At 64.2% G+C, this 13,973-nt stretch carries 8 protein-coding genes and 2 rRNA genes (1 of these 10 running past the window's edge); 6 read left to right on the forward strand and 4 right to left on the reverse strand.

Annotated features, from left to right (window positions below):
* A 23S ribosomal RNA gene (locus CLU95_RS15945) occupies positions 1-2,557 on the forward strand (it extends 319 nt beyond the left edge of the window).
* 128 nt (positions 2,558-2,685) lie between these two features.
* Positions 2,686-2,798, forward strand: a 5S ribosomal RNA gene (rrf, locus tag CLU95_RS15950).
* Between the two features lie 163 nt (positions 2,799-2,961).
* Here rrf and CLU95_RS15955 read toward each other — a convergent pair.
* The 4 genes from CLU95_RS15955 to CLU95_RS15965 form a co-directional block, all read right to left on the reverse strand.
* Positions 2,962-3,162, reverse strand: a complete 201-nt coding sequence (locus CLU95_RS15955) for a hypothetical protein (protein WP_143606006.1) — start codon at positions 3,160-3,162, stop codon at positions 2,962-2,964.
* Between the two features lie 245 nt (positions 3,163-3,407).
* A complete protein-coding gene (locus tag CLU95_RS15960; RefSeq protein WP_099794502.1) occupies positions 3,408-5,279 on the reverse strand; it encodes a phosphoenolpyruvate carboxykinase (GTP) in 1,872 nt (623 codons plus the stop codon).
* A 151-nt stretch (positions 5,280-5,430) separates the two neighbouring features.
* A complete protein-coding gene (locus CLU95_RS30915; RefSeq protein ID WP_180288619.1) occupies positions 5,431-5,586 on the reverse strand; it encodes a hypothetical protein in 156 nt (51 codons plus the stop codon).
* Between the two features lie 121 nt (positions 5,587-5,707).
* A complete protein-coding gene (locus CLU95_RS15965) occupies positions 5,708-6,907 on the reverse strand; it encodes a threonine ammonia-lyase (protein WP_180288620.1) in 1,200 nt (399 codons plus the stop codon).
* A 116-nt stretch (positions 6,908-7,023) separates the two neighbouring features.
* On the opposite strand from CLU95_RS15965, the gene CLU95_RS15970 reads away from it, so the two are divergent.
* From CLU95_RS15970 to xylB, 4 genes are all read left to right on the forward strand, one after another.
* Positions 7,024-9,348 carry an ATP-binding protein gene (locus CLU95_RS15970; RefSeq protein WP_099794505.1) on the forward strand — a complete coding sequence of 775 codons (2,325 nt, stop codon included), beginning with the start codon at positions 7,024-7,026 and terminating at the stop codon, positions 9,346-9,348.
* Between the two features lie 78 nt (positions 9,349-9,426).
* Positions 9,427-11,052, forward strand: a complete 1,626-nt coding sequence (locus CLU95_RS15975; RefSeq protein ID WP_099794507.1) for a S41 family peptidase — start codon at positions 9,427-9,429, stop codon at positions 11,050-11,052.
* Positions 11,053-11,243: 191 nt separating this feature from the next.
* Positions 11,244-12,425 carry a nucleoside hydrolase gene (locus CLU95_RS15980; RefSeq protein ID WP_099794509.1) on the forward strand — a complete coding sequence of 394 codons (1,182 nt, stop codon included), beginning with the start codon at positions 11,244-11,246 and terminating at the stop codon, positions 12,423-12,425.
* 73 nt (positions 12,426-12,498) lie between these two features.
* Positions 12,499-13,968 (forward strand): xylulokinase, encoded by a 1,470-nt coding sequence (gene xylB / locus CLU95_RS15985; RefSeq protein WP_099794511.1) that lies wholly within the window; start codon positions 12,499-12,501, stop codon positions 13,966-13,968.
* Positions 13,969-13,973: the final 5 nt, after the last annotated feature.

Genomic DNA, 13,973 nt, shown 5'->3' on the forward strand with positions numbered 1-13,973 from the left:
GATAGCCCCGTACGTGAAATGACCTGTGTGGTACTGAGCTAACGACAAGTAGGGCGGGACACGAGAAATCCTGTCTGAATATGGGGGGACCATCCTCCAAGGCTAAATACTCATCATTGACCGATAGTGAACTAGTACCGTGAGGGAAAGGCGAAAAGAACCCCGGGAGGGGAGTGAAATAGATCCTGAAACCGCGTGCTTACAAAAAGTAGGAGCCTCGTAAGGGGTGACTGCGTACCTTTTGTATAATGGGTCAGCGACTTACATTCAGTGGCAAGGTTAACCGAATAGGGAAGCCGTAGAGAAATCGAGTCCGAATAGGGCGATCAGTCGCTGGGTGTAGACCCGAAACCAAGTGATCTATCCATGGCCAGGATGAAGGTGCCGTAACAGGTACTGGAGGTCCGAACCGACTAGTGTTGCAAAACTAGCGGATGAGCTGTGGATAGGGGTGAAAGGCTAAACAAACTTGGAAATAGCTGGTTCTCTCCGAAAACTATTTAGGTAGTGCCTCAAGTATTACCATCGGGGGTAGAGCACTGTTTTGGCTAGGGGGTCATGGCGACTTACCAAACCAAGGCAAACTCCGAATACCGATGAGTACAGCTTGGGAGACAGAGCACCGGGTGCTAACGTCCGGACTCAAGAGGGAAACAACCCAGACCGCCAGCTAAGGTCCCTAAAATTGGCTAAGTGGGAAACGAAGTGGGAAGGCTAAAACAGTCAGGATGTTGGCTTAGAAGCAGCCATCATTTAAAGAAAGCGTAATAGCTCACTGATCGAGTCGTCCTGCGCGGAAGATGTAACGGGGCTAAGCCAGTTACCGAAGCTGCGGATTTGCAATTTATTGCAAGTGGTAGGAGAGCGTTCTGTAAGCCTGTGAAGGTGCGTTGTAAAGCGTGCTGGAGGTATCAGAAGTGCGAATGCTGACATGAGTAGCGTTAAAGGGGGTGAAAAGCCCCCTCGCCGTAAGCGCAAGGTTTTCTACGCAACGTTCATCGGCGTAGAGTGAGTCGGCCCCTAAGGCGAGGCAGAGATGCGTAGCTGATGGGAAACAGGTCAATATTCCTGTACCGATTGTTAGTGCGATGTGGGGACGGATCTTAATAGGTCATCCAGTTATTGGATTATTCTGGTTTAGTTGGATGTAGGCGTGCATTAGGCAAATCCGGTGCACATATACCGAGGCCAACGATCGAGCGGACTTGTCCGTGAAGTGACTGAACGAGGTTCCAGGAAAAGCCACTAAGCTTCAGCTAACAACGACCGTACCGCAAACCGACACTGGTGCGCGAGATGAGTATTCTAAGGCGCTTGAGAGAACTCAGGAGAAGGAACTCGGCAAATTGACACCGTAACTTCGGAAGAAGGTGTGCCCTATTAGTGTGTAGTGAACAACGAAGCATGAATGGGTTGCAAAAAATCGGTGGCTGCGACTGTTTATTAAAAACACAGCACTCTGCAAACACGAAAGTGGACGTATAGGGTGTGACGCCTGCCCGGTGCTGGAAGATTAAATGATGGGGTGCAAGCTCTTGATTGAAGTCCCAGTAAACGGCGGCCGTAACTATAACGGTCCTAAGGTAGCGAAATTCCTTGTCGGGTAAGTTCCGACCTGCACGAATGGCGTAACGATGGCCACACTGTCTCCTCCTGAGACTCAGCGAAGTTGAAATGTTTGTGATGATGCAATCTCCCCGCGGAAAGACGGAAAGACCCCATGAACCTTTACTGTAGCTTTGTATTGGACTTTGAACAGATCTGTGTAGGATAGGTGGGAGGCTTTGAAGCAGGGTCGCTAGATCTTGTGGAGCCAACGTTGAAATACCACCCTGGTGTGTTTGAGGTTCTAACCTAGGTCCATTATCTGGATCGGGGACAGTGCATGGTAGGCAGTTTGACTGGGGCGGTCTCCTCCCAAAGCGTAACGGAGGAGTTCGAAGGTACGCTAGTTACGGTCGGACATCGTGACGATAGTGCAATGGCATAAGCGTGCTTAACTGCGAGACTGACAAGTCGAGCAGATGCGAAAGCAGGACATAGTGATCCGGTGGTTCTGTATGGAAGGGCCATCGCTCAACGGATAAAAGGTACTCTGGGGATAACAGGCTGATACCGCCCAAGAGTTCATATCGACGGCGGTGTTTGGCACCTCGATGTCGGCTCATCTCATCCTGGGGCTGTAGCCGGTCCCAAGGGTATGGCTGTTCGCCATTTAAAGAGGTACGTGAGCTGGGTTTAAAACGTCGTGAGACAGTTTGGTCCCTATCTTCCGTGGGCGCTGCAGATTTGAGGAAGCCTGCTCCTAGTACGAGAGGACCGGAGTGGACACACCTCTGGTGTATCGGTTGTCACGCCAGTGGCATTGCCGAGTAGCTAAGTGTGGAAGAGATAACCGCTGAAAGCATCTAAGCGGGAAACTCGTTTCAAGATGAGATCTGCCGGGGCCTTGAGCCCCCTAAAGAGTCGTTCAAGACCAGGACGTTGATAGGTCAGGTGTGGAAGCGCAGTAATGCGTTAAGCTAACTGATACTAATTGCTCGTGCGGCTTGACCCTATAACTTTGATCAATCTGATCAAGGTGTTATGCCAAGTTGACGCATTCAAAATAATTCGCCAAAAGCTGATTCCAAACTCTATGAATTCGTTTGATTGATCGTGTGATCAATCGGACAACCCTTTATGCCTGATGACCATAGCGATTTGGTACCACTCCTTCCCATCCCGAACAGGACAGTGAAACGAATCAGCGCCGATGATAGTGCGGGTTCCCGTGTGAAAGTAGGTCATCGTCAGGCTCTTACAGCCCAGAAAACCCCAGTCAGCAATGACTGGGGTTTTTTGCTTTGCGCGACGCAAGGACGAAGAGCTCGCAAAACAAGAACAAGCGAATAGACAGACAAAGAAAAAGCGCCAACTCGAAAGAGGTGGCGCTTTTTTATTGCGGCAAACAACGGCCAATCAGGCGTTGCGAACTCCCAAAGCATCGGATTGCGCTGCGCCAACTGCAATCAGCTCCGACAGCAAGTCCGCCGTCAGATCGACCAGCGTCTCACCCGCAAAGAATCGAGCTCGAATCAGCTCGAAATACGGCGTGCCCTCAAGCCACGCTCCCCACTCAGCGTGCGACACCGCATGCAACTCCAGCAGCTTGAACTTCATCAACACCTTCATCGCATGGCGCGCGTGCTTGATCGGGTCTCGCTGCAAGCCAGCTAAACGCCGGCGCGCCGTCTCCAAAGCTCGGTCGACATCGACAAAGACTCCGCCATGACCTGGAATCACCTGACGTGGCGCTAATTGAGTGCCGCCTAAAACAAGAAAGCCCGATGAGATGAGCTCATCGGGCTTTCTATTGGGCCTTCTAGGCCCGGCCTTAGCAGGCCGCGTGAGCCTGCGAGAAGAACTCAGGCCGCCAACCGCTGCTCAATCGCAGCCTTCGTCTCCGGCAATTCCTTCGGCAGATGATGCGCCAGTTGCTGGAACAGCTCCGCGTGCAGCTTCAACTCCGCCTGCCAGGCCGCCTTGTCGATGCTCGTGACCGTCGCGAACTGCTCGGCGCTGAAATCCAGGCCGGTCCAGTTCAGGTCTTCATAGCGCGGGCTCACGCCGGTGATGTGCTCGACACCTTCCTTTGCCTTGCCTTCCACGCGGTCGATCATCCACTTCAGCACGCGCATGTTCTCGCCGTAGCCCGGCCAGACGAACTTGCCGTCCGCGCCCTTGCGGAACCAGTTGGTCGTGTAGATCTTCGGCAGCTGGGCACCCGAGGCTTCCAGCTTCTTGCCCAGGTCGAGCCAGTGCTGGAAGTAGTCGCTCATGTTGTAGCCCATGAACGGCAGCATCGCGAACGGGTCGCGGCGAACCACGCCCTGCTGGCCAGCGGCTGCTGCGGTGGTTTCCGAACCCATCGTCGCGGCCATGTAGACGCCTTCGACCCAGTTGCGGGCTTCGGTGACCAGCGGCACGGTCGTCGAGCGGCGGCCGCCGAAGATGAATGCGTCGATCTTCACGCCCTTCGGATCGTCCCAGGCTTCGTCGAGTGCGGGGTTGTTGGTGGCGGCCACGGTGAAGCGTGCATTCGGGTGGGCGGCCTTGGCGCCGGTTTCCTTGGCGATCTGCGGCGTCCAGTCCTTGCCTTGCCAGTCGATCAGGTGCGCCGGCAGCGCCTTGCCTGGCGCGTCCTGTTCCATGCCTTCCCACCAGACGTCGCCGTCGTCGGTCAGTGCAACGTTGGTGAAGATCACGCCGTCATCCAGGCTGCGCATGCAGTTTGGGTTGGTCAGCATGTTGGTGCCCGGCGCCACGCCGAAGTAGCCGGCCTCGGGGTTGATGGCGCGAAGCGAACCGTCCGCTTGCGGCTTGATCCAGGCGATGTCGTCGCCGATGGTGGTGACCTTCCAGCCCTCGAAGCCGGCGGGCGGCACGAGCATCGAGAAGTTGGTCTTGCCGCAGGCGCTTGGGAACGCCGCCGCCACGTGGTACTTCTTGCCTTCGGGATTGGTCACGCCCAGGATCAGCATGTGCTCGGCCAGCCAGCCTTCGTCGCGGCCCATGTTCGAGGCGATGCGCAGTGCAAAGCACTTCTTGCCCAGCAGCGCGTTGCCGCCGTAACCCGAACCGTAGCTCCAGATTTCGCGCGTTTCAGGGTAATGAACGATGTACTTGGTGGTGTTGCAGGGCCAGGACATGTCCTTCTGACCGCTTTCGAGCGGCGCACCCACGGTGTGCACGCAAGGCACGAACTCACCGTCAGTGCCCAGCACCTCGTACACGGCTGTGCCCATGCGGGTCATGATGCGCATGTTGACGGCCACGTACGGGCTGTCGGACAGCTCGATGCCGATATGTGCAATGGGCGAGCCCAGCGGGCCCATGCTGAACGGCACCACGTACATGGTGCGGCCCTTCATGCAGCCGTCGAACAGGGGCTGCAGCGTCGTGCGCATCTCGGCCGGAGCCATCCAGTTGTTGGTGGGGCCGGCGTTTTCCTTCTGCGCGGAGCAGATGAAAGTGCGGTCTTCGACGCGTGCCACGTCGCTCGGATCGGACATCGCGAGGAACGAGCCCGGGCGCTTGGCGGGGTTCAGCTTCTTGAAGGTGCCGGCGTCGACCAGTTGCTGGCAGAGGCGGTCGTATTCTTCCTTGCTGCCGTCGCACCAGTGGATGGCGTCGGGTTTGCACAGTGCGGCCATGTCGGCCACCCAGGCGATCAGCTTGGCGTTCTTGACGTATGAGGGCGCCTGAATGGGGAGGCCCTTCATCGTGGGTGCGTTCATCGGAAATCTCCTAAGTTGAAAAATCGTCTTTCCGAACGGGGCGCCGCGCCTGACCAGGCACGGAGGTCCGTTTGAGAAAACGTTTCGCTTTGGGAGATTGCGTCAACGCGGGCCGCACAGCCCGCGGACAAAAGCGCGAAAGCCTGTCAGTTCAGGCGAGAAAAACGGCGATCGACGCCAGCAGCAGCATCAGCACGCCGCCCGCCAGCGGGAGCACGAGAGGCATCAGGTGAACGACCGACTCGACGGCGTCATGTTCTTGAGCGGCGGCAGCGTGGCCGTGCTCGGCGGGGGTGGGGTGGGACATCGGGAAATACCTCGAATACGCAAATGACAAAGCGCCAAATGCAGTCAACCGCAAATGACAAAACTCCCGCCATTTTACCGGCGAGGCGCCGTCAGCGGGTCTAGGGGGTTGCGAGGAGCCCTCAGTGCTGCTCCACCGCTTCGAAACCGGCGTCTTTCAGGGCGCTCAACACGCTGGCCAGATGGGCCCGGCCGCGCGTTTGCAGCACCAGCTCGACGTCGACATTCTGCGCGGCCAGCATGGTGAAGGCGCGCTGGTGGTGCACCTCGTCGACGTTAGCGCCCGCTTCGGCCACGGTGGCCGTGATCTGGGCTAGCGAGCCCGGCACGTCGCGCGCGCTGACACGCACCCGGGCCAGCCGACCGGCGCGCACCATGCCGCGTTCGATGATGGCCGCGAGCAGCAGCGGATCGATGTTGCCGCCCGACAGCACCAGGCCGACGCGCTTGCCGCGAAAGCGTTCGGGATGCCGGATCAGCGCCGCCAAGCCGGCCGCACCGGCGCCTTCGACCAGGGTCTTTTCGATCTCGAGCAGCATCAGCACGCCTTGCTCGATGTCGCCTTCGTCCACCAGCAGCAGGTCGTCGACCTTGGCGGCGATGATTTCCCGCGTCAGCACGCCGGGCGTGCCGACCGCGATGCCTTCGGCGATCGTGCTCGTGCCTTGCACATGGTGCGTGCCCTTGACGGCATTCACCATCGCCGGGAAGCGCTGCGTCTGCACGCCGACGATCTCGAGGCCGGGTTTGATCTCGCGCGCCGCGACGGCCATGCCTGCGATGAGCCCGCCACCGCCGACCGCGACCACCAGCGTGTCGAGGTCGGGCACCGCGTCGAGCATCTCGAGCGCGATCGTGCCTTGGCCGGCAATGATGGCTTCGTCGTCGTAGGGGTGCACGAAGGTCAGGCCTTCGCGCTCGGCCAGCGCCAGTGCATGCGCGCGTGCTGCGTCCAGCGTGTCGCCGTGCAGCACCACCTCGGCGCCGAAGCCGCGCGTGCGTTCGATCTTCACGCCGGGCGTGAAGCGCGGCATCACGATGAGTGCGCGCAGGCCCAGCCGCTGTGCGTGATAAGCCACACCCTGCGCATGGTTGCCGGCCGACATGGCGATCACGCCGCGCGTGCCGCCCTCAGACAAATCAACCAGCTTGTTGCACGCCCCGCGCTCCTTGAAGGAGGACGTGAACTGCAGGTTTTCGAACTTCAGGAACACCTGCGCGCCCACGATTTCAGAGAGCGTGCGCGACTCCACGCAGGGCGTGTTGAGCACCTGGCCCTGCAGGCGCGCCGCGGCGCGCCGGATAGCTTCGATTCCGACCATGGCGCGCATTGTGGCTGGAATCCAGCGGATCAGGGTTTTTACTCTTTCGGCGTCTTCCCGAAGCCAAAAGTCTGCGTTATGGTCGCTCCAAGTATTTCCTCGCAGGAGGTTGCCTGATGGTCAAGCGTGCGGGTGTCGATGTGGTGGCTGCTGCGGTGCGCGGGCAGGCCTTGCCTTCGCCCGGCCTCAAGGAGGCACCGGTGCTCGAGCTCATGTGCTCGCACTTCGTGCTCACGCTCGCCGCCAAGCAGGGGCCGCGCTTCAATGTGCGGCGCGATATCAACGGATTGCTCTCGCTCACCGGGCGCCACCTCGTGTGGCCCGCCGCGGTGCTGCAGCGATTGCGCGAGTTCCTGGGCCGCCGCTGTGCGGGCAACGAAGCGTGGAAAGGCGTCGAAGATTTCGACGGCCGCACGCTGCTCGAACGCCACGGCGTGTGGCGCGGTCCGTATGAAGAAGGCACGCTGTTCTTCTACCTCGACGAGTACGCCAAAGACCAGCCCAAAGACCTGCTCTCGGTGCTGGCCGTCACGCGCGACTGGCTCACGCACGCGTTGCGCAAGCAGTCGACGCTGGTCGAGAAGAACATCGACGCGCTCGCCGGCCTGCTGCAACTCAACAAGGCCGAGCGCGCGCTGCTGCTGTACGGCACGCTCGCGCGCTACCAGCGCGACCTGCGCTCGCTGCTGGTCGAGTTCAAGGTCAACAACGCGCCCGAAGCCTACGCCGCCATCGCCGACATCGCGGGCGTCAACGCGAGCGAGGTGGGCGAGGCGCTGCGCGCGGGTTCGCGGCTCGAACGCATCGGCCTCGTCGAGAACCTCATCTCCGAGCACAACATCACCGACCTGGCCGACCTCATGAAGGTCAGCGAGAAGCTGCCGCCCGTGCTCATGCGCGAGTACCGCGACCACAACGAACTGATGGCCGTGTTCACGCGGCCCTCGGCCAAGAGCGCGCTCACGCCGCACGATTTCTCCTTCGTCGAGGAAGACGCGCAGATGCTCGTCACGCTGCTGCGTGCGGCAGTGGCGCGCAAGGAGCCCGGCGTCAACGTGCTGCTCTACGGCCCGCCCGGCACCGGCAAGACCGAGCTGGCCAAGGTGGTCGCGCAGGCGGCGGGCCTCGAACTCTTCGAGGTCGAGTACGCCGACCGCGACGGCAACTCGCTCAGCGGCCGCGACCGCTACCGCTCGCTGCAGATCGCGCAGGTCTTCCTCAAGGGCAGTGCGCAGGCGGCGCTGTTGTTCGACGAGGTCGAGGACGTGTTCCCGCCCATCAGCACCGAGGCTGCGCAGTTCATGGCGCGCGCCGAGCAGATTCCCGCGCCCGCCAGCGGCAGCGTGAGCGGCAAGGCCTGGGTCAACCAGATCCTCGAGGCGAATCCCGTGCCCACGCTGTGGGTCACCAACCGCATCGAGCAGATCGACCCGGCCTTCCGCCGCCGCTTCGCCTACCACCTCGAACTCAAATCGCCGCCGCCCGGTGCGCGCGAGCAGCTCGTGAAGAAGACGCTCGAAGGCGTGGTCGTGTCCGAGGCCTTCACGGCCAAACTGGCCGAGCGCAAGGGCCTCACGCCCGCGCAGATCCGTACCGCCGTGCGTTTCGCCGGCCTGGCGAAGACCGACGAGGCCTCCGTCGAGGCCCTCATCGAGCGCCAGCTGCGCAACGCCGACCTCGCACTCGGCACGCTCGACAAGAGCCCGGCCGAGCGGCGCAGCGTCACCACCTACGACCTGGACATGCTCCATGTCGAAACCCGCTTCGAAATCCCGCGCATCGTCGAGGCGCTGAAGGCGCGCGGCCACGGCACGCTGTGTTTCTACGGCGCGCCCGGCACCGGCAAGACCGCGCTGGCCGAGCACATCGCCAAGGCCGTGGGGCGCCCGCTCATCGTCAAGCAGGCCAGCGACCTCATGAGCAAGTACGTGGGCGAGACCGAGCAGAACATGGCCGCCATGTTCAAGGAGGCCGAATCCGAAAAGGCCGTGCTGCTGCTCGACGAGGCCGACTCCTTCCTGCAGGACCGGCGCGGCGCGCAGCGCACCTACGAGGTCACCGAGGTCAACGAGATGCTGCAGGGCATGGAGCGTTTTCGCGGCGTGTTCATCTGCACCACCAACCTGCTCGACCGGCTCGACCAGGCGGCGCTGCGGCGCTTCACCTTCAAGATCAAGTTCATGCCGCTCACCGCGGCGCAGCGCGAACGTATGTTCGTCACCGAGGCGCTCGCAGGCGACGCGGCCCTGCTCACCGGCGAGGTGCGCGCGCGCCTGGCGCAGCTGTCGCAGCTGTGCCCCGGCGACTTCGCGGCTGTGAAGCGGCAGACCGACATCCTCGCGGCCGAGTTCTCGGCGGCGGAGTTTCTCGAGCAGCTCGAAGCAGAGCACCGGATCAAGCCCGAGGTGCGCGAATCGCGCGGCATGGGCTTCATCCAGTAGCGGGCGGCGTTGCGCCCCCGCACCCCGACCAAGACAACCAAACAGAACCGTCCGCACCACGGACGCCAGGAGGATCCGATGGCCTTTCACACTGCACACGCGTCGCGGCGCCCGAGGGCCGTGGCGGCCATCGCCGGAGCGCTCGCGCTGGCCGGCCTGCTGGCGGGGTGCGGCGGTGGAGGTGGGGGCGGAGGTGGCGGCGGTGGGTTCCCGATCGGCGTGGTGCCGACGCCGACGCCCACGCCCGGGGGCGGCGGCGACAGCGACGCCATCGTGGCGTCCTCGACCGTCGCCGGCCTGTGCGCCGCGCCGCGCCCGGGCACCAACCCCGAGACCGGCCGCGCCTACCCTGACAGCACCGGCACCGTCGGCAACGAAAAGAGCTGGGTGCGCGGCTGGATCGACGAAACCTACCTTTGGTACAGCGAGGTGCCCACCACCTTGAAGGCGGCCGACTACGCCACGCCGGTGGCCTGGTTCAACGTGCTCAAGACGCCGGCCACCACGCCCTCGGGCCGGGCCAAGGACCGCTTCCACTTCACCTACAACACCGAGGTGTACCGCCAGCTCTCCGAGGGCGGCGTGTCGGCCGGCTACGGCATGGAAACGGCGGCCGTGCGCAGCTCGCCGCCGCGCAACATCCGCATCGCCTTCGTCGAGCCCGGCTCGCCGGCCGCGACGGCCGGCCTGGCGCGCGGGGCCAAGCTGGTCGTGGTCGACGGCGTCGACGTGGTGTCCAGCACCGGGCAGGCCAACGTGAACGTCATCAACCGCGCGATCTCGCCGCAGGCCCTCGGCGAGAAGCACACCTTCACCTTCGAGGTGAACGGCACGCGCGGCAGTCCCATCGAGCTCACGGCCCAGAGCGTCACCAGCACGCCGGTGCAGTACACGCGCACCATCGGGCCGGCCGGCAACCGCGTGGGCTACCTGCTGTTCAACGACCACATCACGACCTCCGAGGCGCAGCTCGTCGCGGCCGTGAACACGCTCAAGCAGGACGGCGGCATCCAGGACCTCGTGCTCGACATGCGCTACAACGGCGGCGGCCAGCTGCGCATCGCGAGCCGGCTTGCCACCATGATCGCGCCGCCGGCCACCACGGCCGGCAAGACCTTCGAGCTGATGTCGTTCAACGACAAGAACCCGTTCCACCTGACGCTCGCGCAGACGCTCATGGGCTTCCTGACCACCGACCGCAACGGGCAGACGCTGCCCAACCTGGGCCTGTCGCGCGTCACCGTGCTGACCGGCCCGGACACCTGCTCGGCCAGCGAGTCGGTCATCAACAGCCTGCGCGGCGTGGGCGTCACGGTCAACCTCGTGGGCGGCACCACCTGCGGCAAGCCCTACGGCTTCATGCCGCAGGACAACTGCGGCACCACCTACTTCGCGATCCACTTCAAGGGCGTCAACCAGGCCGGCTACGGCGACTACGGCGACGGCTTTGCGCCCAACGACAACTGCGCCGTGGCCGACGATTTCGACCACCCCCTGGGCGACGCCGCCGAGGCCCGGCTGGCCGCGGCGCTGCGGCTGCGCAGCAGCGGGTCGTGCACGGCACCGACGGCGTCCGCCAAGGCCGCGCCCGACACCCTGGGCCTCGAGAAGGCCGCCACGCCGGCGGAAGACGCGCCCTACCTGCGCCCACGCTCGCCGCTGCGCGAGAACCGGCTGCTCGGCCCCGCGCCCGACCTGGGCTGATGACGGGCTGACGTCCGCGCGCGAGGCCGCCCCCGGCCTCGCGGAAAACCCCTACCCGCACCCCATTGCCACGCTGGCGGCACGCCATTTAGAGTTTGGCAAACGTTTGCGCAAAGGTTTGCGCAAACGTTTCCACTCCCTGGCGCCCGTCCGAGAACCGGGCTGCAAACCAAACACTTAGGAGAAACAAGATGCGCAAATGGACAGTGGCGACCTTCTGGCTCGTCGCCGTGGCCGTGCTCACGGCATGCGGCGGCGGTGGGGGCGGCAATGACGGCATCGGCCTGGCGCCCGGCTTCGCCGCGCCGCCGGTGGCGCAGAAAGTCATCATCGACAGCGACTACAACACCATGAGCGACGACGGCCAGCTCGGCGTCATGGCCGCGCAGCTGCAGGCCGAGGGCAAGGTGCAGGTGATGGGCATCAGCGTGGTGTCGGGCAACCAGTGGCTCAAGCAGGGCGTGGCCGACGCGCTGATGTCGGTCGAGCGCCTGGGCGTGGGCCAGCGCATCGGCGTCTACGTGGGCGAGAACTACGCGCTCAACCACAGCTTCGCGGACATCGAGGCCGAGATGAAGGCCGGCGCGGGTGGCGACGGCTACCTGGGCGCCTGGAGCGGCCCCGAGCCCAAGACCGACGCTGACCTCAAGCCCTCGCCCGACGGCTTTGCCACGCGCACCGTGGTGCAGCGCAAGAGCGCAGTCGATTTCATCATCGACACCGTCAAGGCCAATCCGAACGAGATCACCATCCTGGCCATCGGCCCGCTCACCAACATCGCGCTGGCCGTGAAGAAGAGCCCCGAGATCGTGCCGCTGATCAAGAAGATCATCTACATGGGCGGCGCCGTCGACGTGGCGGGCAACACCACCCATTTCGCCGAGTTCAACTGGTGGTTCGACCCCGAGGCCGCGCAGTTCGTGGTGCGCCTGCCGATCCCGCAGGTGGTGGTGCCGCTGGACGTGACCGACACCGTGTTCCTCACCAAGCCCATCTACGATCGCATCGCGCACCCGGCCAAGCCCACGGCCGTGACCGAGGTGTTCCGCAAGCTCAACGGCTACGGCTTCAGCGGCACCAACGGCTTCGAGAACAACCCGAACTACACGCAGAACATCTGGGACACGCTGGTGCTGGCCTACCTCATCGATCCGCGCTATGCCACGCAGACCGTCGAGCGTTATGTCGACGTGGTCGCCAAGCCCGGCGCCGCCGACAACGGCCGCTCCATCGGCTACGCCACGCCGCCCGCAGGCGTGCCGCTGCAGAAGATGACCGTGGTGAAGAAGTTCGACAACGCGCGTTTCTTCGAGCTCTACATCGACCTGCTCACGCGGCCGGTGCCGATCACGCTGCCGGCGACCACGCCGTAAACAACCTGCCGCCAGCGGCCTGCGCGCCTGGCCGGAGCGCCGATACTCCGGCCCTCGAACAGGGAACACACGCATGCTGCTCGGCATCGATATCGGAACCTCCGCGGTCAAGATCGTCCTGACCGACATGCAGCTGCATGTCGTCGCCACGGTCGATCGGCCGCTCAGCTCGCAGTACCCGCAGCCGCTGTGGTGCGAGCACGACCCCGACCAGTGGTGGGCCGCCGTCTCGGACGGCCTCGACGAACTGGCGCGCATGCACCCGACAGCGATGGCCGGCGTGCAAGGCATCGGCCTGTCGGGCCAGATGCACTCGCTGGTGCTGCTCGACGAGGCCGACCGCCCTGTGCGCCCGGCCATCCTCTGGAACGACGGCCGCGCCGCCGCCGAGGCCGCCGAACTCATGCAGACCGACCTGGCCCTGCGCCGTGCCGTCGGCGTGCAGCCGATGGCGGGCTTCACCGGCCCCAAGCTGCGCTGGCTGCGCACCCACGAGCCCGACGCCGTGGCGCGCGCCCGTTCGCTGCTGCTGACCAAGGACTACGTGCGCCTGCAGCTGTCGGGCGACAAGGTGACCGACGTCACCGACGCGGCCGGCACCTGGCTGTTCGACCAGGCGCAGCGCCGGTGGTCGCCGCAGGCGCTTGCCGCCTGCGGGGTTGATCCCGCCTGGCTGCCGCGCGTGGTCGAGTCGTGCGAACCCTGTGCCACCGTGCGCGATGCATTGGCCGCGCGCTGGGGCTTGCCGCGCGGCGTGCCGATCGCCGGCGGCGCGGGCGATGCCGCGGCGGGCGGCGTCGGCATCGGCGTGGTCGGGCCGGGCGACGGCTTCGTGTCGCTCGGCACCTCGGCGCAGATCCTCGTGGCCGACACCGCGCACCGCCCCGACCCCGAGCGGCTGGTGCACGCCTTCTGCCATGCGCTGCCGCAGCGCTGGTACCGCATGGCGGCGCTGCTCAACGGCGCGAGCCCGCTGGCCGCGCTGGCGTCGTGCACCGGCGGTGCGTCGGTCGGCGAGTTGCTGGCCGAGGTCGAGGCCGCGTACACCGGGCCATCGCGCCTGCTCGCGCTGCCCTACCTGTTCGGCGAACGCACGCCGCACAACAACCCGTTCGCGCGCGGCGCGATCGTCGGGCTCTCGGGTGCCACCACGCGCGCCGACCTGATGCAGGCGGTCTGCGAAGGCATCGCCTTCTCGCTCGCCGACGGCCTGCAAGCGCTGACCGCCCAGACGGCGCGGCCCGAGCGCCTGGCGCTGATCGGCGGCGGTGCGCGCTCCGCCTTCCTGGCGCAGCTGATCGCCTCGGTGCTCGATGTGCCGCTGGTGCTGTACGAATCCGCCGACCGTGGCCCGGCCTTCGGCGCGGCGCGGCTCGCGCGGCTGGCGGTCACGGGCGAAGACCCGGCGGGTGTGGTCGTCGCGCCGGCCGTGCGCCAGGTGCTCGCGCCCGACGCCGCCTTGCACGCGGCCTACCAGCCCCGGCTCGAGGCCTTCCGCAGGCTCTACCGCGCGATGGCGCCGGTCTGGGCGTCGGTGGCCTGACGAGG

Origin of the sequence: Variovorax sp. 54 (genome assembly GCF_002754375.1) — a bacterium.
Taxonomy (GTDB): Bacteria; Pseudomonadota; Gammaproteobacteria; order Burkholderiales; family Burkholderiaceae_C; genus Variovorax.